Here is an 18,936-nt window from a genome sequence, read left to right as displayed (position 1 = left end):
TGATCCGTTATTATTAATTTTAAAGGGTTATTGTAAATCTGTTGTGAAATACTGCAACAATAATTTTAACATGGTTGTTAGCTTAGATAGTCAGCTTAGCAGGTGATTAAATTTTTCATCTTAATTGAGCTAATTACTGATATACTTAAAAAAAACTTAAATAGATAAACTAGTGAAACATAAAGACCCACATCATCAGCGTGAATCCGCCAAGTACGACAAGCCTATTGCGAGTCGTGAATTCTTATTAGCTTTACTCGAAGATAAAGGACATCCAATGTCTTTTGTGCAATTGTGTAAAGAGTTGCAATACAAAGATGATGCCGCGGTAGGGTTAAAGCGCCGTTTAAGGGCGATGGAAAATGCTGGTCAGCTAGTTTTTACTAAGTTCAAGCAATATGCTGTTGCTACTAAGTCATCAGTAATCACAGGTGTCGTTATAGGTCATCGTGATGGTTTTGGTTTTTTAAAACCAGATGAAGGCGATAAAGACTTATATATTCCTTACTATGAAATGCGTAAATTAATTCATGGTGATGTTGTTGAAGCTCGAGTTACTGCAAGTGATGACAGCAAGGGCCGTCAAGAAGTAAAAGTACTCGATATATTAGAGCCTAGAAAAGATAAGATCATTGGTCGCTTATTTGTTGATAAATCAGTAATTACCGTGATCCCTGAAGACGCCAAAATAAATCATGAAATTATTATCCCTGCTGAAAAGCGTTTAGCTGCTCGCCAAGGGCAAATGGTTATTGTTGAAATTATTCAACGTCCAAGCAAGCATAGTGGCCCAGTAGGTAAAGTGGTTGAAGTTCTTGGGGAGCATATGGCACCAGGAATGGAGATCCAAGTTGCTCTGCATCAACATGATATTCCTCACGAGTGGCCAAGTGAATTGCTTGCTGAAATTTCAACATTACCCCCCGAAGTTGATGATGCTGCTAAAAATGGCCGTATAGATTTACGCGAATTACCATTAGTAACCATTGATGGTGAAGATGCCAGAGATTTTGATGATGCGGTGTACTGTCAAAAGCATGAAAATGGTGGCTGGACTTTATGGGTTGCTATTGCTGATGTTAGCTATTATGTGCGACCTGGTACTGCCCTTGATGGAGAAGCTATAAAGCGTGGCAACTCGGTTTATTTCCCACAGCAAGTAATTCCTATGCTGCCAGAAGTCTTATCAAATGGCTTGTGTTCATTAAACCCCGATGTTGACCGTTTATGTATGGTGACAGAAATGAGTATTAATGCTCAGGGGAAATTAACTTCTGCAGAGTTTTACCCTGCAGTTATGCGTTCACACGCTCGATTTACCTACACCAATGTTGCCGCAATCTTAGAGGGCGATACTGAGTTACGTAGTCAACACCAAGCTTTAGTTCCTCATTTAGAACAATTGCATGCGATGTACCATACGCTACTTGCTGCACGTCGTGAGCGTGGTGCAATTGAATTTGAAACCGAAGAAGTTCGTTTTATTTTTAATGCTGACAGAAAAATAGACTCAGTAGAGCCTGTTGTTCGTAATGACGCTCATAAAATCATCGAAGAATGTATGATTTTAGCTAACGTTGCTACAGCACAATTTGTTGAAAAACATCAAAAACTAGGGTTATATCGTGTGCACGATAAGCCAAATGAAGACAAATATAACAACTTAGTAAGCTACTTAAGCGAACTAGGTGTGCCGATTAAGAAAAAAGATGAGCCAACTTCGGCTGACTTTGGTGACATCATTAATTTAATTGCTGACCGACCTGATCATGAGTTAATACAAACCATGTTATTGCGTTCAATGAAGCAAGCCGTTTATCAAAGTGAAAACATTGGCCATTTTGGTTTGTCTTTGCCGGGTTATTCGCATTTTACTTCGCCAATTCGTCGCTACCCAGACTTAGTTATTCATCGAGCTATTAAAGCCATACTTGAACAGCAGCAAGCGAATAAAGTAAATATTGGCTTCTATCAATATGATGATAAAGAAGTAACTGAGCTTGGTGAGCATTGTTCAATGACCGAGCGCCGCGCTGACGATGCTACTCGTGATGTATCTGACTGGCTTAAATGTGAGTTTATGCGCGACCACGTTGGCGATACCTTTGAAGGTGTTATTTCAACGGTAACTAACTTTGGTTTCTTTGTGCGTTTACAAGACTTCCATATAGAAGGCTTAGTGCACATTAGCTCGCTCGGAAAAGATTTTTATTCTCATGATGAAGTACGCATGTGTTTAGTGGGTGAAAAATCGGGGAAAAAATACCATGTTGGTGATTTACTTGAAGTACAAGTTGCAGCGGTTAACTTAGATGAAAAGAAAATTGATTTATTATTAGGTGGCGCAGATGTCGTGGTTGATGGTAGCCGTGATTTACGTAAAAAAATGAAAAACACTAATAAAAAATTAGACAAAAAATCAGATGCGAAAAAGGGCAGTAAGCCCTCTTCAGCTAAATCTAGCCGAAGTAAACAAGGCTCAGATAAACCTAAATCAGCTAAGAAAGTAAAAGCGGGCAAGCGTAATAAAGCCAAAGGTCGACCAGGCAAAAATGCTCGCAAGAAAATGAAGCAATAAATAGTAACAAACAAAGAAGATAAACATGGCAAAAAATGATGAGTTAGTATTTGGTATCCATTCGGTAACGGCTTTAATGGAACGCACTCCAGAGCGTTTTATTGAAGTGTGGTTTTTGAAAGGTCGAGATGATGAGCGTGTAACCCCTCTTATTAACCTGGCTCGCCAATATGGCGTGTCGGTGCAGTTTATGCACCGCAAAGCTTTAGATGAAAAAAGTGAAGGTGAACAACACCAAGGTGTTATTGCCCGCGTTAAAGCTGCAAAAATGCTGACTGAAAACGACTTATCAGACATAGTTGAAAACACTCTTGCCAAAAATGAATTACCTTTTTTGCTTATTCTTGATGGCGTAACCGATCCGCATAACCTTGGTGCATGTTTACGAAATGCTGATGCTGCGGGGGTGCAAGCGATTGTTGTGCCAAAAGATAATGCCGCTAAAATCACCGCAACTGTGCGTAAAGTTGCCGTTGGTGCTGCTGAGACTGTACCTTTAGTGCAAGTTACCAACTTAGCTCGCTCAATGAAAGCATTACAAGAGCAGGGCGTATGGATTATTGGTACTGCTGGTGAAGCAACGCAATCGTTATACGAATGCAAATTACAAGGCCCAATGGCTCTTGTTATGGGCGCTGAAGGTAAGGGTATGCGCCGTCTTACTCGTGAAACCTGCGATGAATTAGTTAAACTACCAATGGCCGGCTCTGTATCAAGCTTAAATGTTTCGGTAGCTTCTGGTATTTGTTTATTTGAAATAGTACGTCAACGATTAGGTTAAGCGCTATTTATTTTAAGGTGCTATTCACTAGCACCTTGTTCTATTTCTGCACCTGCAGCTATTGGGCTTAAAATCGGCAACTCTGCATCTGGCATTAAGCCAAGACCTTTCATATTTTGACTAATTTCTTTATTACGAATGTCGGTATATTTCAACTGGGTTACTTCATTAGCATCATCTGGAGTTCTGATGATCGATGGTTTAATAAAGACCATTAAATTACGCTTCTTAACGCTATTACTGGTTGAACTAAATAAACGTCCAATATAAGGGATATCACCAAGTAAAGGTACTTTTTGTTCAACCTCTTGTACGTCCTCATCAATTAAGCCTCCTAAAATAATGGTCTTGCCATCTTCGGCTAATACCGTAGTATTAATAGTGCGCTTATTCATGGTGATATCAGAGCCAGACAAGCCACTTACTGAAGATACTTCCTGAGCAATAATAAGCTGTACCGCATTACCCGAATTAATTTGAGGGGTAACGGTAAGCTTAGTACCGACATCGACACGCTCTATGGTTTGAAAAGGGTTACTGTTGTTATCTCCCGCGGTTGAGCCGGTAATAATAGGTACTTCTTGGCCAACAAGGAACGAAGCTTCTTCGTTATCTAGCGTTATAATACTAGGCGTTGCCAGTATATTGGAGTTGGTATTGGTTGATACTGCTTGAATTAATGCGCCAAAGTCGTCGTCGCCAACGGCAACCAACCCACCGGTTACTGTGCTAAGTAAGTCAGATACATCATCGTTATTTTGTGTTGATACTTCATCTGAATCGTCTGCATTTTTCGCGGCGTTAACTAATCCACCGATGGGAGCTTGGCCATTATTAAATTGCACCATACCTGTATTTTCGCTGTACCACTGCACGCCAAGATTAACGCCATCAGACTCCAGGATTTCAACGATTATTGCTTCCACTAATACTTGTGCTCGACGAATGTCTAGTTTTCTAATAATGGTTTCAATTGTGCTAAATAATGCAGGATCAGATTTAACTACAATAGAATTAGTATCTTGATGAAAGTCTACTTTTAGCTTTGTTGTGTGTGCTTGTGCTCCCCCTTCTAAAGTATCGCTATGCAGTTTTAATATTAAGTTAGCAACTTCTTCTGCATTCGCATAATTTAAGTAATATATGCGTGTGTTACTGTTTAATTCGAGTTTTTTGTCGAGCTTATTAATTAAAGCTTTTAACTTATTTATTGTTAACTTGTCACCTTGGATAATAACGCTATTGCTGCGTTGATCTGCGACTATTCTCGATGAGGTGTATTCTGCTTTTTTGCTGTTACTTTGCATTTCATTGATTATGGTTGCCAATTCTATTGCAGAGCTGTGAATGATTGGAACTATCTCTGTGTAACTTATGCCGTACTTATCCATAGATTCGACTAAGTTTGATAGTTTTTCTACGGCGGATGCGCTGCCGGTTATCAGTAGTAAGTTTGCTTGATTATAACTGCTGACATTACCGCCTCCGCTTTGATCTGATAGTTGCCTTAGCATAGGTGATAAATCCCGAACCGTAATATTATTTACGTGAATGACTTTGTGAACTAAGGTGTCACCATTGATAGAATTTTGCTGAGTTACAATCGGTAGGTTTTGTTTCTTGGCGTCTTTTTTTAAAATGACTTTAACTACACCGTTGTCTTCTTCAATTGCTGTGTAGCCGTATATGCTTAATACGTTTTGAAAAAATTGATAATACTGCTCATTATCAAGCTTACTATAACTGCGCACATAAACCTTACCGCGGACTTTTGGGTCTATGACCATAGTTTTTTGTAAATTTTTACCAACAACATTAATAAACTGGTCAATGTCTGTGCCATTAAAGTTTGGCGAAAAAGGATTTTCTTGAGATTTGCTTGGAAATGAGAAAAGTAAGCAAAGCAATAATGCTATTTGTATATTAAACAATGGGATGCAACCTAAATAAAAAGATTAGATAGATCCTACGGTAGTAGTTCAATTTAAGTTGTGAAATTAATAAGTTGAAGTGTAATCTTGTGTCGCATTCGCTTAATTACTATTCTGCTTATGCCATTGCCATTAATTATGTAATCCATGGGCAGAAACTTATTGGGATTGGTATTACGTCACGCCTTTGCTAATTATAGAAGGAGTTACATTCATTTCGCTGCTTTTACTTTGCTCAAGCATAAAGGAAAATATGCCAAGTAGTAATAAAAGTAAAAAGCCTTCTTTAATATAAATCATAGTAATTCAACAAATGTGCAAAAAGTTTTAATAAAGCAGGTATTGAGCCAAGCTTTAAATATTCTATTTTTACAATGATTTATATGTGTTTGTTGGTTTTAGATAAGCTGTATGTGTAAAAAATATTGACACTGTTTATTGTGTTTTCGGCTGCTTTTATCAATTTTAATTATGTATTTTTAGGCTGGCAAAACAAATCCTTGCTTTAACTGCTCATTTTCCCTACAATACGCGTCCTTAATTCAGCCCGAACTTTTTGTTCCTTGCCTTTAACTGGTGTTTGGCTGAGCCAGCAAAAGGCTACTACCGTAAGGAGCTCGTAATGCGTCATTACGAAATCGTATTTATGGTTCACCCTGATCAGAGTGAACAAGTAACTGGTATGATCCAACGTTACTCAGACATGATCACTGCCGCTGAAGGTAAGATCCACCGTCTTGAAGACTGGGGTCGTCGTCAGTTAGCATACCCAATCAATAAATTGCACAAAGCACACTATGTTCTTATGAACATTGAAGCGCCACAGTCAGTTATTGATGAACTTGAAACTTCTTTCCGTTACAACGATGTTGTTATTCGTAACATGATCATGCGTACTAAAACGGCTGTAACTGAAGCATCGCCAATGGCTGCTGAAGAACGTCGTGAAGACCGCCGCGAGAGAAAAGAAGTTACTAAAGAAGCTCCAGCTGCAGCACCAGTTGCTGAAGAAGCTGCAAGCGAAGAATAGTAATTAGTGACTGAAAATTGTCTTGTGTTGGTAGGTGAGGTTGTAAAATCTCCACAATTATCAACAAGCCCGGCAGGAATTCATCATTGTAAGTTTTCATTAGAGCATCGCTCTACTCAAACTGAAGATGGTTTATCTCGGCAAGCATTCGTAAGAATGCAAGTGGTAGCAACAGGTCAATGGTCGCAAAACTTAACTCGTGATTTAATTGTTGGCAGTAATATACAAGTGAGTGGTTTTATCAACCGTCACGAAACCAGAAATGGTAATCCAATTTTGGTGTTACATGCGCAACAAATTGAAATGATTAATTAGGAGAAACTCCATGTCTCGTTTTTTTAGACGTCGTAAATTCTGTCGCTTTAGCGCAGAAGGTGTAGCTGAAATCGATTACAAAGATATCGCTACATTAAAAAACTATATCACTGAAAGTGGTAAGATTGTTCCAAGCCGTATCACTGGTACAAGTGCTAAGTATCAACGTCAACTTGGTCGTGCGATCAAGCGTGCTCGTTACTTATCGTTATTACCATACACTGATTTACACAAGTAACCTAAGGGGCTATTGAAATGCAAGTTATACTTCTTGATAAAATTGCCAAGTTAGGCGGCCTGGGCGATCAGGTAACTGTAAAATCTGGCTATGCACGTAACTACCTTTTACCTCAAGGTAAAGCTGTTATTGCATCTAAAGCTAATGTTGAACACTTCGAAGCACGTCGTGCAGAATTAGAAGCTAAATTAGCTGAAGTTCTAGCAACTGCAGAAGCACGCGCTGCTAAATTAGCAGAACTTGCTGAAGTTACTATCGCTTCTAAAGCTGGTGACGAAGGTAAATTGTTCGGTTCTATCGGTACTAACGATATTGCTACAGCAATTACTGAAGCTGGTGTTGAAGTTTCTAAAGCAGAAGTTCGTCTTCCTTTAGGTTCAATTCGTGAAACTGGTACTAACGAAATCGTTATTCACCTTCACGCAGACGTAAACGCAACTATCAACGTTGTTGTTATCGCTGAAGCTTAATCGAAATTTTATCAAATATTATTTGATTTAAAATTTTGCAATAAAAAAGCACCGCTTGCGGTGCTTTTTTTATGCATGGATTTATCTAGAACCCATTTGCCTTTCTATTAAATATCTACCCTATTTGGAACTGGCCAAAGGCTAGCATCTATTAATCCTCTTTCTGCCATACCGCCCAATCCTTGAATGCCTCCGGTATGTAAAAGTACAATTGTAGCGCCTTTAGGAAAGTAATCTTGAGTAATTAAGTCGAGTAGTGCCAAAATCATTTTTCCTGAATATACTGGCTCAAAAGGAATGCCTGAAGTGTTAATAAAGTCTAATATTCGGCTCGCATCTTCAGTTTTATATTTGCCATAACCACCGCGATGAAAGTCGTTCATTATCTGCCAGTTATTAAACTTGCTATGCTCTGTGCCTAACAGTTTATTGACTTCATCTTTAAGGTAGCCATCTTGTTTTAACACAGCTATACCTAATATCTTATGCTGGTTACTATCTGCTTTAATTAATCCGGCGAGCGTGCCTCCACTGCCAACAGGAGTAAGTAAATAGTCATAGTTAACTTGCTGCAGTAGTTCAGTGATAACTTCAGCTACTCCCTCTAAAGCTAAGGTATTGCTGCCTCCCTCTGGAACTATCATGGCCTGTGGATATTGCTGTTGTAGCGCTTGCAGGTAGTTTTCATCATTACGTAGTTTATAGGTTTTTCTATCAACAAACTTAAGTTGCATGCCCCAGTGCTTTGCCCAGCTTAGGGTAAAGTTATTCTGGTATTGCTGTTCACCTCTAATTATACCTATACAATTCAAATCATTAATTTTACAAGCATAGGCTAGGGCGTGGATATGGTTTGAAAAAGCGCCACCAAAACTAATAATCGTATTTTTATTCTCAGCTTTTGCCTGTAATAGGTTATGTTTGAGCTTTCGCCATTTATTACCTGAAATAATCGGGTGGATAAGATCATCTCTTTTGATAAATACATTAAGTTCTTTTTGCTCAAAAACAGGGTGTTTAATGGCTGATAATATACTGGTCATGGCTTGGTAATTAGTCCAATTTGATAATCTACTGATTTTATTCGTATATTATAGCTAGAGTTGGTTGGTGTTAATAATAGGAATTTAAAATTTAACGCTTGCACGAAAAGGTAATTGAGCGATAATGAATAAAAGACTAGGGTGAAGTCTAAACCTATATCAGGGTACTAATAATAAATGTTGAATGGATTAAAAAAGATTTTTAATAAAAAGTCTTCAACCAGCAAATTTGGTATTGCCTTAAGGCGCCAAGTTGGTAGCTATGCTGTGGTTGATAAAAGTACTAGCACTTGCCAAATAGATGAGTTTTTTACTGAAACAACGGATAGCGCTGGTGATTGGCTTGAAGAGCTACTTTCATCACACACCTTTTCTGGTCGTGGCACATTAGTATTATCCTCGAGTCATTTTCATAGCGTACAAATAGATAAACCAGACTTACCTGATGATGAAATAAGCGCAGCTTTAAAGTGGCTAGTGAAAGATATAGTACCTATTGAGCCTGAAGATATGGTTGTTGACTATTCGGACTCTCCTGTTGTTGTTGCTGGTACTCAAAAAATCAATGTTGTTTGCGCTAATTTATCTCACCTTAAAAAATTCACCGATAGCTTTAAACGTTACCAGGTTAAATTAAGCGGAATTACAACCGATGAGTTTGCTTTTGCTAATTTAGTTAAAGCATCAGAAAAACCGACCTTGTTATTATGTCAGCAACCATTTGAAGACTTATTACTGTTAATTATCGTTAATGGACAAATATATCTGAGCCGACGTTTACGCGGTTTTAATGAAATTGGTGGTTATTCGCAAGAGCAATTAATGAATGGTATTTGCGACTCTCTAAGTATTGAACTGCAAAAATCATTGGATTATTTTGAACGTCAATTAAAGCAAGCGCCAGTAACGAGTATTCAAGTAATACTACCAGTAGTGCATGAAGATTTTATTGTTGAACGGTTAAATGCCAATGCCAATATTAAGGTTGAGAAGTTAGTGCTAGATACAGACTTTGCTCAGCATCGTCATTGCGCTGCAAGTGTTGGCGCTATTGTTGAAACTTCTATAAGGGAGGCTCAACAGAGTGAATAAATTAAGAATTAATTTACTGCGTGATGAACTAGTTGCACAGAAAACCTGGTTAACTTTAACTAATGTAGTGCGAGTATGGGCCGCTAGTTTTATTCTCTTTGTGCTTGCTTCAGTTTACTCTCAATATAACTACTCCAGTATTAATAGTGAATATCAAAAACTAAATAAAAAACACGTGCAGCTAACTAACCAATTAGAACAATATGAAGAAGTGTTAAGCTCGCGCAGTATTGATACTAAATTAACCAATAAGTTAGCAACGTTGAAATTTGTTTTCCAAAATAAGCAAATATTACATCGCCAATTAACCGATCAAACGCAAGTACAAGTAAGCGGGTTTGCCGATATTATGACGGAGCTTGCTAGCTATCACAGTAGAGAGATTAGTTTACAAAAAATAAATATTGCTAATGGTAAAATTAATTTATCTGGCCTTGCTCGTAGCGCTGACTCTGTACCTAATTGGTTAACTGGTTTTGCGCAAAGTGCCTACATGGCCAATAAAAACTTTTCACATTTTAATCTATCTGCAACTGACAGTGGTGATATACAATTTGTGGTTTATTCTGGGTTGTTAGATAAGGAGAATAAATAATGCAAAAACAATGGTTTGTATTATCTGAGAAATTCTCTAAATTAACATCTCGAGAGCAGTATATTATTTTACTCTCAGGGGTGATTATCTTTTTCTTATTGTTTAACTCACTAGTGTTTGAAAATAACCAAACAAAAACTAACAGAGTAAAAAAATCATTAACTCAGTTAAAAAGTAAAAATTCGACCTTAACTTTGGAACTTGCTAAAGCACAGGTGCAAATAGCCAAAAACCCAAATGATGAGTTGCACCAGTCAATCGAGTTATATCAGCAAAAATTAGCGAGTATGGATAAACAATTATACTCTTTAACTAATGAATTAATCTCGCCACAAGAAATGCGTAAAGCATTGCAGAATTTACTTAACCTAAGCAAGGTTAAGATAGTTTCATTTGAGTCATTACCCGCCGAGACTCTACTTGCGCAATCTGCAAAAGAACCGTCTGAAAATAATAGCGAGCAGATAGACCTTTACCGTCATTCTATTCGTATAACACTTGAGGGAGACTTCTTTCAACTAAGAGATTACCTGAAGAGTGTTGAAAATATGCCTTGGTCATTCTATTGGCATGAATTCGATTATTCAGTAAGTGAATACCCAAATGCGCAACTGAATATAGAGATGTATAGTTTAAGTACCAAGAAGGAGTTTATCGGTGTTTAAAATTATATCAACGCTAATACTTTTAATGTTGTCTAGTGTGGCAACTGCGCAAGAACTAGACCCAACGAAGCCATTTACCAAGGTTGCATTGGATAAAGATTCTGTGCAAAAAAACTTTAAACTCTATTCAGTGATAATTTCAGGACAATCTAAAAAAGCCATGATTAATAATCAAGTATTGGCCATTGGTGACAGCTTAGGTGAGTTCAAAGTAACTGATATATTAAAAAATAGCGTCATCCTAACAAGCTCATCAGAATCGATAGAACTTTCCCTGTTTGCAAACGGTTTGGTTAAATAAGTAGAAAAATATGAAAAAACATTTGTTATTAAGCTTAATTTGTTCATCAGTATTAACCTTAGCTGGTTGTTCTACTACAGAAGAGCCAGATGCTAAAAAGGCCGCGCAAGACGAGCCAATGGACGTATTAGATGATTCCATAAACAAAGAAAAAGCACCCGTTAAAGCCAAACCTTTGTCTAAAATACCTTTAGCCGTGCAACAAGATATTATGCAGCAAGGCTTAGCCGATGCTCGTGATTCTTTAATGGTTGAGAAACGCATGGATGTTGCTGCTAATCAAATTCCTGCCGCTAATTTCTTCTCTGCAATCGTTGCTGATAGTGACTATTCTATTGCCGTTCACCCTGATGTTAAGGGCAATATTACTTTAAACCTATCTGAAGTTACGCTTAAAGAAACATTAGATATTGTGCAAGATATGTATGGTTATGATATTCGTAAATTTAATCGCGTAATTCAAATTTACCCTGCTGGCATGCGTACTCAAACCATTCCATTAAATTATTTATTCTTAAAACGTGCAGGTTTGTCATCTACTAGCATTAATTCTGGCGGTGTATCTACCAATGATCCTAATGCCGGTGGCAACGGTAATCAAAATGGCCAAAATGGTAACTCAAATAACTCAAGTTCAAATAATAGCAATAATGGTCAGGGTGGTTCACAAAACCAGGTAAGTGGCATTAATATCTCTACCGAAAATGAATCTGATTATTGGACCGAGCTTGAGCAAACTTTACAATCTTTAATTGGTACTGAAGATGGTCGAAATGTCGTTATTTCACCACAAGCGGGTTTAATAACAATTAAAGCTCTGCCAAACGAAATTAAAGCAATAGAAGAGTTTATTCAAACGTCTGAACAGCATTTACGCAGACAAGTGATTATTGAAGCTAAAATACTGGAAGTAACCTTAAATGATGATTATCAGCAGGGTATTTCTTGGGCTGCTATAGGTGATGTTGATAGTGGTAGCGTAGGGTTTGGAACTTCAGGTAATGTTGCCGGCAATGCAATTAGTACCGCCATAGGTGGTGGTGGTAATTTCGTAGTTCAAGGAACCGATTTTTCAGGCATTCTAACCTTGTTATCTACCCAGGGTAAGGTGCAAACACTATCAAGCCCGCGTGTTACCGCAACAAATAACCAAAAAGCAGTAATTAAAGTCGGTGAAGATGAATATTTTGTGACCGAAATATCGAGTACAACCATTACTGGTAATGCGACTACGGTTACTCCTGAAATTGAGTTAACGCCATTTTTCTCTGGTATTGCACTAGATGTGACTCCGCAAATTAATGAAGATGGCGAAGTTATTTTGCATGTTCATCCATCAGTTACCATTACCTCTGAACAAGTTAAAAGCGTGAGCTTTAACCAAGAAGAGATATTGCTTCCGCTTGCTCGCTCACGCGTGAGAGAGTCGGATACTATTGTCAAAGCTAAGTCTGGTGAAGTAATTGTGTTAGGTGGTTTAATCGAGTCTAGTAAAACAGATATTGTCTCTAAAACACCATATTTAGGTGATATCCCTTATTTAGGAGAGTTATTTACTAACCGTAGCGAAAGTATTGTTAAGAAAGAATTAGTTATTCTGCTTAAACCAGTAGTTGTGGGCAAAGAAACTTGGCAAGACCAAATTAAAGAGGCCCGTTCACTACTACAAAAATGGTTCCCTGAAAGCGAATAAGTTATGTATTTGTACCATTATGGTTTGTCAGAGTTGCCTTTTACTCTGACACCAAATACAAGTTTTTATTTGGGCTTGCAGCCGCATAATGAAGCGCTAAATGTTTTGTTAGTGGCATTAAAAAATGGTGAAGGTTTTATTAAGGTTGTTGGCGAAGTCGGAACAGGTAAAACACTTATTTGTCGCAAGCTATTAAATGAAATACCTGATCACTTTGTTACCGCTTATATCCCAAACCCATATCTTAACCCTGACGAGTTGCGCCGTGCGGTAGCAACTGAGCTTGGGGTTAAACAAGCACAACGCATGAATGTGCAGCTATTAAGCCAGCGTATTCAAGAGCGGTTGTTAGAGTTACATAGTAAAGGTCATTCTGTAGTTTTGATCTTAGATGAAGCACAGGCGCTTCCTGAAGAAAGTCTTGAGGCTTTACGCTTATTTACTAATTTAGAAACAGAATCAAGAAAGCTATTACAAGTTGTGTTATTTGCTCAACCGGAGTTAGATGAACGATTAAATGAAAAGCGTTTTCGTCAGTTAAAACAGCGGATTACTTTTTCATATAAGTTAAGGCCAATGACCAATACCGAAGTTGAAAACTATATTAGGCACAGACTAACTATTGCTGGTTATAAAGGTGAGCCATTGTTTGATAGTCAAACCTGTAAAAGTATTGCTAGAGTCTCTGGTGGTATACCTCGTTTGGTAAATGTTCTTTGTCATAAAATGCTGATGCTTAGTTATGGGCAAGGCAAACAGAAAGTGAATAAAAAAGATCTAAATTTAGCTGTAAAAGATACTGAATCAGTTGAAAAAAAAGGTCGAATGACAATGCCTGTTGTAATGATATCGACGGCTATTATTTTGCTTGTGATTGCAATTGGATACTTTAAGGGAATGCTGTGAGCGTTATAAATGAAATGCTAAAAGACTTGGAACAGCGTAAAGCACCTCAAGATGAGAGTGCAAGTAATTATGCTGCTAGCGTTTTGCAATCCAATACTCCAAGCTATAAATTAATTATTACATTAATTGTATTTACTGCGGCGATCAGCATCGCTGCCACATATTTTATTCAAAACAACTTAAATAATGAAAATGTAAACTCTGTGCCGGAAAAAAGCACAACTGCAAAAGTTGAAAACATACCTCAAACGCCTCCTATTAAAGTTACAGAGCCTGAAGTCTCGAACATAGTTGTTGCTAAGAACATAGCTGCGCCAGCTCCTGAAGATAAAGTGCAAACTAACACAGTTAAGCAGGTTAAAACCCCTAAAGTTGAAGAGGTAGCTGTAGTTAGTAAACCTTCTCAGCCAGTAAAACAGCCGGTAGTTGTTGAATCAAATGATAAAGTTGAAGTTGTAGCGGTAACGCCAATAACGATATCTACAACAACAGATGAAACTAAAAGCTCAGATAAAAACCTAGTGATTTCTCAGGTTGAACTGACGCCACAGCAGTTATCACTAAAAAAACTAAACCAAGCTAAGCGATATTTAAATGATAATAAACTTAATAAAGCGCAGGCTTGGTTAGAAGAAGCGATAATTTTAGACCCATATAACGTACAAGCACGTAAACAGTTAGCGGCTTTATGGTTTGGTGGCAAATCTTATAATCAGGCGATTAATTTATTGTCTCAAGGCTTGGCTCTAAGCCCTAACAATGAAGAGTATAGATTAATGCTGGCGCGTTTATACTCGACCATAGGCAATAATGACAAAGCCTTCGCGGTATTAAATGAGTTTTCACAGAGTAAACTATTAGAGTACCAACTAGCGTTAGCAAATATAGCCGCACAAACTGATCACCATGTTGAAGCAATAAGTGCATATCAAAAACTATTGGCTATGCGACCGACTCAAGGCTTATGGTGGTTAGGAATGGCTATTTCTTTAGACAGTAATGAAGACTATGGACAAGCCATTGTTGCCTATAAAGAAGCAATAGCAAGTAATAGGTTATCAAAGAATTCTAAACAATTTGCCAAGCAACGTTTAGCTGAGTTAGGGGAGTAACATGACAACACCAAGACTAAAAATGCGTTTAGGTGATTTACTGGTTCAAGAGAATATTATTTCTGATGAACAATTAACTCATGCTCTAAATCTACAAAATACTACCCATCGCAAGCTAGGCGATTCACTAACAGATCTTGGTTATATAACTGAGAATCAATTACTGCAATTTTTAGCTAAGCAATTAAGCCTTCCTTTTATCAATATCACGCAGCGTTTTATCTCTCCGGATGTAGTTGAGTTATTACCAGAAATACATGCACGCCGTTTGCGCGCATTAGTGCTTGAATATGATGATGACTCTGTCTTATTAGGCATGAGTGATCCTGCCGATTTAGGCTCCTTAGATCAACTAGAACAGTATTTAGCGCCGCGAAGTTTAAAACTTGCAGCAGTGAGTGAGTCACAGCTTTTTAATGCATTTGATAATTTATATCGTCGAACCGCTGAAATAGAATCATTTGCCAGCCAACTTGAAGAAGAATATCAAGACGGCAATGATTTAGAATTTCTAACAGGTAATTTAAACGACGATAGCAGTGACGCGACTGTTGATAAGTTATTACAATCGGTATTTGAAGATGCAGTACAAATGCGCGCATCGGATGTACATATTGAGCCAGAAAAAAATAAATTAAGAATTCGTCAAAGGGTTGATGGTGTTTTACAAGAAAACATTATTAATCAAAGCAAGATCGCCTCAGCTCTAGTGTTAAAGTTGAAATTACTAGCCAGTTTAGATATTTCAGAAAAGCGTTTACCACAAGATGGGCGCTTTCATATGCGGGTAAAAGGCCATGAAGTTGATGTACGTTTATCGACTATGCCAGTGCAATTTGGTGAGTCAGTAGTTATGCGTCTACTTGATCAAACCGGCGGTTTAATTAAGCTAGAAGAAACCGGATTACCTGCACATTTAATTTCCCGATTACGTATGCAAATATCTCGTTCAAATGGCATGGTACTAGTTACCGGGCCAACAGGTAGTGGTAAAACAACAACCCTATATGCTGCATTATCGGAACTAAATGGTGCTGATAAAAAAATTATTACAGTGGAAGATCCTGTTGAGTACCGAATTGACCGGATAAATCAGGTGCAGGTGAGTTCAAAAATTGATTTAACTTTCTCAAGAGTATTACGAACTGCCCTGCGACAAGATCCTGATATTTTAATGATAGGTGAGATGCGTGATGCAGAAACGGTTGAAATAGGTCTGCGAGGCGCATTAACAGGTCATATGGTTTTATCAACGTTGCATACCAATGATGCTATTACTAGTGCTATACGTTTAATCGATATGGGAGCTCAGGGCTTTTTAGTGAGTAGTGCCTTACGTGCTATTGTTGCCCAGCGTTTAGTACGCCGTATTTGTAACAGTTGTAAAGTTGAGCATCAATTAACACCACAAGAATCTATTTGGTTAGAAAACCTTACCGGTGAGAAACAAATAAAACCGTTTTATCACGGCAGTGGTTGTCAATCTTGTAATTATAGTGGTTATAGAGGTCGTATCGGTGTGTTTGAGTTACTCGAGTTAGATACCGATATGATGAATGCGCTTAAGCGTGAAGATACCGAAGAGTTTACGCGTATTGCCAAACAAAGCCCTGATTTTAAGCCATTAGCAATTTGTGCTTATGATTATGCTGTAGATGGCATTACGACAGTAGAAGAAACGTTACGTTTAGCTGAAATGATCGATCTTAATTAGTTGAAATTATTATGACAATTTTTCATTACATCGCTCGAAATTCTGAAGGTAAGCAAGTCTCTGGTTCTATTGATGCTAGTTCTAGCTCTGCTGTTGCTGAGCAATTAAGTAAAAATAATATTATACCTATCACCATTAAACCTGCTAAAGAAGAGGTTGGTGCGAATAAAGAAATAAATTTACAGCAATACTTTGTCTCTAAAAAAGTAAAAGCCGTAGATATGATTATGTTTTGTCGGCAGATGTATGCTCTAACCCGCTCAGGTGTTCCACTGTTAAGAGCAATAAAAGGTTTATCAGAAAGCACAAGGTCTGAAGCATTAAAAGACGCTCTTATTGATATTAATGAACAACTTGAACGCGGCCATACCTTATCGATTGCAATGAGCAATCATAGCAACATATTCAACAAGCTAATTACGAGTATTGTCCATGTTGGTGAAAATACTGGTCAGCTAGATGAGGCATTTGCCAAACTTGCGCAGTACCTTGAACGCGAAGATGAAACTAAGAAAAATATTCAGCAAGCGATACGTTATCCATTTTTTGTTGTCATCGCCATTGTTATCGCCATGTTTGTTTTAAATATTTTTGTTATCCCTGTATTTGCCAATATGTTTGCACAGTTTCAAACCGAATTACCATTAGCTACGCAGTGGTTAATTGCGAGTTCCAATTTCTTTGTCGATTATTGGGCTTTTTTGCTAGCGGCAATATTTACCGGCGTATTTATCTTTAAGCGCTATTTGGCTACGGAACATGGCTTATATAGTTGGGATAAACGAAAATTAAAATTCCCTATAGTCGGACCTATTATTGAACGCTCTTATCTTGCCCGTTTTGCTCATAGTTTTTCCATAGTCTTGCGTACTGGTGTGCCGATTACTTTAGGTTTAAGTTTAACGGCTGATGCCATTAGTAATAGTTACATGGCTGATAAAGTAAAACATATGCGTAAGAAAGTCGAAACCGGTGAAACCTTATTGCGAACGGCAAATAATAGTGGACTGTTTACACCGTTAGTACTGCAGATGATTGCCGTGGGTGAAGAAACCGGTGAGATAGATAAGTTACTTGAAGAAGTTGCTCAGTACTACGAGCGTGAAGTTGATTATGATTTAAAAACCTTAACTGACAAAATTGAACCGATTTTAATCAGTATTATGGCTGGATTGGTTTTAATATTGGCGCTAGGGATCTTTTTACCTATGTGGGATATGTACTCAGCAGTGCAAGGCTAAGCTTATGTCGAGTAATAACGTCCCACAAATTAAAGGGTTATTAATTGTTGGGATTATAACAATCTTAATGACAACGTTTTGGTTGTACTTTAAAAAAAATGAAGATGACTTGGTTAAAACTGCAATGGCATCTGCCGCAGCGGCATTTACCAGTAAAGTTACCCTGATTCATTCACAGTGGTTAATGACAGGTAAGCCGAATAAAGTATTAATTAAAGCGCGAAAACCAGGTAGCAATGATAGTTTTGAGCAATTAACGTTTAAGGTTAATAAATATGGATGGCCAGATTTAACCATTGCTCATAATGCGTGTGCTCGTATTTGGGAACGTATTACTGAAAGTGAATTAAAAGTGTTAAATGCGCCTTTAATAGCGATAGAGTTAAATAGTAAAGACAAAAATAGGGTATGTAGATATCAATTGTCAGATAAAAAATATATTGAATATAATAGTGCAACTGGCAAAATAATTAATAAAAATTAATGGCTTGCTGTAAAATAGTTTGATTTTGATCGAAACTCTATTACAGTTAGAAATATAACAAGAAGTTGAGATAAGTATGAAAAATACAAAAATTAAAGCAACGCAAGGTTTTACCTTAATTGAGCTAGTCATAGTAGTAGTGCTACTTGGCTTATTAGCGGTTACAGCAATACCTAAATTTATTGACCTTACCGAGCAAGCTCAAGATGCTAATATTGAAGGGATGGCAGGTGGTTTTGCTACAGCCGTTTCATTAGCTCGAGCACAATGGGAAGCCGAAGGTCGACAAAATGATGGAACTAATAATGTTGTAGATTACGATGGTAGCGTTTTAATTTTAACTGCCGAAGATAAAGCTAACGGAGTACGTCCTGGTTACCCAATTGCATTAGAAGGAGGGGATACGTCGTTATCTGCAACAGATTGTGTTGATATTTGGAATAATATTTTACAGCAACCACCGTTACTTACTTCAAGCATTGATGACCTTAACGGTGTTGATTCTGATAGTTATAAATACTTCGTAACATTAGAAGGTACTGGAGCTCAAAGTTACTGTGCATACTTTTTAAAAGAAAGTTTAGTTAGATCAGGTGATGATTATGTTGCTCCTGAAGATGAGACTGAAGGTAATAACTTTACTTATCAACCAGCAACAAGCCATGTTGTAGTTCATCACCCTGTTGATTAGTTACAGTAAGTACGAAGTTTTACTTGGATTTTACAAATTGTAACGGTTAGTTGTTA

General features: G+C 37.6%; 19 protein-coding genes. 17 read left to right on the top strand and 2 right to left on the bottom strand.

The genetic code is table 11. The features are described from left to right. Positions 1-172: 172 nt before the first annotated feature. Together rnr and rlmB are read left to right on the top strand one after the other, a co-directional pair. Positions 173-2,578: a ribonuclease R gene (gene rnr / locus FNN08_RS15805; RefSeq protein ID WP_143587458.1), complete on the top strand. Its 2,406-nt coding sequence runs from the start codon at positions 173-175 to the stop codon at positions 2,576-2,578. Positions 2,579-2,603: 25 nt separating this feature from the next. Continuing rightward, positions 2,604-3,359: a 23S rRNA (guanosine(2251)-2'-O)-methyltransferase RlmB gene (rlmB, locus tag FNN08_RS15800; protein ID WP_143587457.1), complete on the top strand. Its 756-nt coding sequence runs from the start codon at positions 2,604-2,606 to the stop codon at positions 3,357-3,359. 20 nt (positions 3,360-3,379) lie between these two features. Here rlmB and gspD read toward each other — a convergent pair whose 3' ends face one another. Further along, on the bottom strand, positions 3,380-5,290 hold the full coding sequence (gene gspD / locus FNN08_RS15795) for a type II secretion system secretin GspD (protein ID WP_185962696.1): 1,911 nt from the start codon (positions 5,288-5,290) through the stop codon (positions 3,380-3,382). A 622-nt stretch (positions 5,291-5,912) separates the two neighbouring features. Between gspD and rpsF the strand changes: the two genes are divergently transcribed. Genes rpsF through rplI form a run of 4 tightly spaced genes read left to right on the top strand, consistent with a single transcriptional unit; the run spans position 5,913 to position 7,343 of the window. Next, positions 5,913-6,320, top strand: a complete 408-nt coding sequence (gene rpsF / locus FNN08_RS15790) for a 30S ribosomal protein S6 (RefSeq protein ID WP_143587455.1) — start codon at positions 5,913-5,915, stop codon at positions 6,318-6,320. Positions 6,321-6,326: 6 nt separating this feature from the next. Then, positions 6,327-6,635 (top strand): primosomal replication protein N, encoded by a 309-nt coding sequence (gene priB, locus FNN08_RS15785; RefSeq protein WP_143587454.1) that lies wholly within the window; start codon positions 6,327-6,329, stop codon positions 6,633-6,635. A gap of 10 nt (positions 6,636-6,645) precedes the next feature. Continuing rightward, on the top strand, positions 6,646-6,873 hold the full coding sequence (gene rpsR, locus FNN08_RS15780; protein ID WP_068544971.1) for a 30S ribosomal protein S18: 228 nt from the start codon (positions 6,646-6,648) through the stop codon (positions 6,871-6,873). Between the two features lie 17 nt (positions 6,874-6,890). Further along, positions 6,891-7,343, top strand: a complete 453-nt coding sequence (gene rplI / locus FNN08_RS15775) for a 50S ribosomal protein L9 (protein WP_143587453.1) — start codon at positions 6,891-6,893, stop codon at positions 7,341-7,343. Between the two features lie 107 nt (positions 7,344-7,450). On the opposite strand, the gene FNN08_RS15770 is transcribed toward rplI, so the two are convergent. Beyond that, positions 7,451-8,386, bottom strand: coding sequence for a 1-aminocyclopropane-1-carboxylate deaminase/D-cysteine desulfhydrase (locus tag FNN08_RS15770; protein ID WP_143587452.1), 936 nt, complete (start codon positions 8,384-8,386; stop codon positions 7,451-7,453). Positions 8,387-8,563: 177 nt separating this feature from the next. Here FNN08_RS15770 and FNN08_RS15765 point away from each other — a divergent pair, with 177 nt between their 5' ends. The 11 genes from FNN08_RS15765 to FNN08_RS15715 all read left to right on the top strand — a co-directional run bounded on the left by FNN08_RS15765 (position 8,564) and on the right by FNN08_RS15715 (position 18,880). Further along, on the top strand, positions 8,564-9,478 hold the full coding sequence (locus FNN08_RS15765; RefSeq protein WP_143587451.1) for a hypothetical protein: 915 nt from the start codon (positions 8,564-8,566) through the stop codon (positions 9,476-9,478). Beyond that, a complete protein-coding gene (locus tag FNN08_RS15760; RefSeq protein ID WP_143587450.1) occupies positions 9,471-10,073 on the top strand; it encodes a PilN domain-containing protein in 603 nt (200 codons plus the stop codon). Before FNN08_RS15765 ends, FNN08_RS15760 begins: the two co-directional genes overlap by 8 nt. Continuing rightward, positions 10,073-10,738 (top strand): hypothetical protein, encoded by a 666-nt coding sequence (locus FNN08_RS15755; RefSeq protein ID WP_143587449.1) that lies wholly within the window; start codon positions 10,073-10,075, stop codon positions 10,736-10,738. The genes FNN08_RS15760 and FNN08_RS15755 overlap by 1 nt, the downstream gene beginning before the upstream one ends. Beyond that, positions 10,731-11,039: a hypothetical protein gene (locus FNN08_RS15750; protein ID WP_143587448.1), complete on the top strand. Its 309-nt coding sequence runs from the start codon at positions 10,731-10,733 to the stop codon at positions 11,037-11,039. The genes FNN08_RS15755 and FNN08_RS15750 overlap by 8 nt, the downstream gene beginning before the upstream one ends. A 10-nt stretch (positions 11,040-11,049) precedes the next feature. Further along, positions 11,050-12,732, top strand: coding sequence for a pilus (MSHA type) biogenesis protein MshL (gene mshL / locus FNN08_RS15745; protein WP_143587447.1), 1,683 nt, complete (start codon positions 11,050-11,052; stop codon positions 12,730-12,732). Between the two features lie 3 nt (positions 12,733-12,735). Then, the gene (locus FNN08_RS15740; protein ID WP_143587446.1) at positions 12,736-13,638 is read left to right on the top strand and encodes an ExeA family protein; all 903 of its coding nucleotides are present in this window, start codon (positions 12,736-12,738) and stop codon (positions 13,636-13,638) included. After that, complete coding sequence (locus FNN08_RS15735) at positions 13,635-14,750, top strand: tetratricopeptide repeat protein (RefSeq protein ID WP_143587445.1); 1,116 nt, start codon at positions 13,635-13,637, stop codon at positions 14,748-14,750. The genes FNN08_RS15740 and FNN08_RS15735 overlap by 4 nt, the downstream gene beginning before the upstream one ends. Position 14,751: 1 nt before the next feature. Further along, the gene (locus FNN08_RS15730; protein WP_143587444.1) at positions 14,752-16,464 is read left to right on the top strand and encodes a GspE/PulE family protein; all 1,713 of its coding nucleotides are present in this window, start codon (positions 14,752-14,754) and stop codon (positions 16,462-16,464) included. Between the two features lie 11 nt (positions 16,465-16,475). Further along, positions 16,476-17,705 (top strand): type II secretion system F family protein, encoded by a 1,230-nt coding sequence (locus FNN08_RS15725; RefSeq protein WP_143587443.1) that lies wholly within the window; start codon positions 16,476-16,478, stop codon positions 17,703-17,705. 4 nt (positions 17,706-17,709) lie between these two features. Next, positions 17,710-18,189, top strand: coding sequence for a hypothetical protein (locus FNN08_RS15720; RefSeq protein ID WP_143587442.1), 480 nt, complete (start codon positions 17,710-17,712; stop codon positions 18,187-18,189). Between the two features lie 76 nt (positions 18,190-18,265). Further along, the gene (locus FNN08_RS15715) at positions 18,266-18,880 is read left to right on the top strand and encodes a prepilin-type N-terminal cleavage/methylation domain-containing protein (RefSeq protein WP_143587441.1); all 615 of its coding nucleotides are present in this window, start codon (positions 18,266-18,268) and stop codon (positions 18,878-18,880) included. Positions 18,881-18,936 lie beyond the last annotated feature (56 nt).

Source organism: Thalassomonas sp. M1454 (genome assembly GCF_007097525.1).
Taxonomy (GTDB): domain Bacteria; phylum Pseudomonadota; class Gammaproteobacteria; order Enterobacterales; family Alteromonadaceae; genus Thalassotalea_A.
The sequence above is the reverse complement of the archived record's forward strand: the minus strand, read 5'-3'. Positions and strand labels throughout refer to the sequence as shown.

Excerpts from the sequence above, each read along its gene's own strand:
- FNN08_RS15765 (WP_143587451.1), top strand. The coding sequence starts at position 8,564 with ATGTTGAATGGATTAAAAAAGATTTTTAATAAAAAGTCTTCAACCAGC.
- FNN08_RS15740 (WP_143587446.1), top strand. The coding sequence starts at position 12,736 with ATGTATTTGTACCATTATGGTTTGTCAGAGTTGCCTTTTACTCTGACA.
- rplI (WP_143587453.1), top strand. The coding sequence starts at position 6,891 with ATGCAAGTTATACTTCTTGATAAAATTGCCAAGTTAGGCGGCCTGGGC.
- FNN08_RS15720 (WP_143587442.1), top strand. The coding sequence starts at position 17,710 with ATGTCGAGTAATAACGTCCCACAAATTAAAGGGTTATTAATTGTTGGG.
- mshL (WP_143587447.1), top strand. The coding sequence starts at position 11,050 with ATGAAAAAACATTTGTTATTAAGCTTAATTTGTTCATCAGTATTAACC.
- FNN08_RS15725 (WP_143587443.1), top strand. The coding sequence starts at position 16,476 with ATGACAATTTTTCATTACATCGCTCGAAATTCTGAAGGTAAGCAAGTC.
- rpsR (WP_068544971.1), top strand. The coding sequence starts at position 6,646 with ATGTCTCGTTTTTTTAGACGTCGTAAATTCTGTCGCTTTAGCGCAGAA.
- rpsF (WP_143587455.1), top strand. The coding sequence starts at position 5,913 with ATGCGTCATTACGAAATCGTATTTATGGTTCACCCTGATCAGAGTGAA.
- FNN08_RS15770 (WP_143587452.1), bottom strand. The coding sequence starts at position 8,386 with ATGACCAGTATATTATCAGCCATTAAACACCCTGTTTTTGAGCAAAAA.
- rlmB (WP_143587457.1), top strand. The coding sequence starts at position 2,604 with ATGGCAAAAAATGATGAGTTAGTATTTGGTATCCATTCGGTAACGGCT.
- FNN08_RS15730 (WP_143587444.1), top strand. The coding sequence starts at position 14,752 with ATGACAACACCAAGACTAAAAATGCGTTTAGGTGATTTACTGGTTCAA.
- FNN08_RS15755 (WP_143587449.1), top strand. The coding sequence starts at position 10,073 with ATGCAAAAACAATGGTTTGTATTATCTGAGAAATTCTCTAAATTAACA.
- FNN08_RS15715 (WP_143587441.1), top strand. The coding sequence starts at position 18,266 with ATGAAAAATACAAAAATTAAAGCAACGCAAGGTTTTACCTTAATTGAG.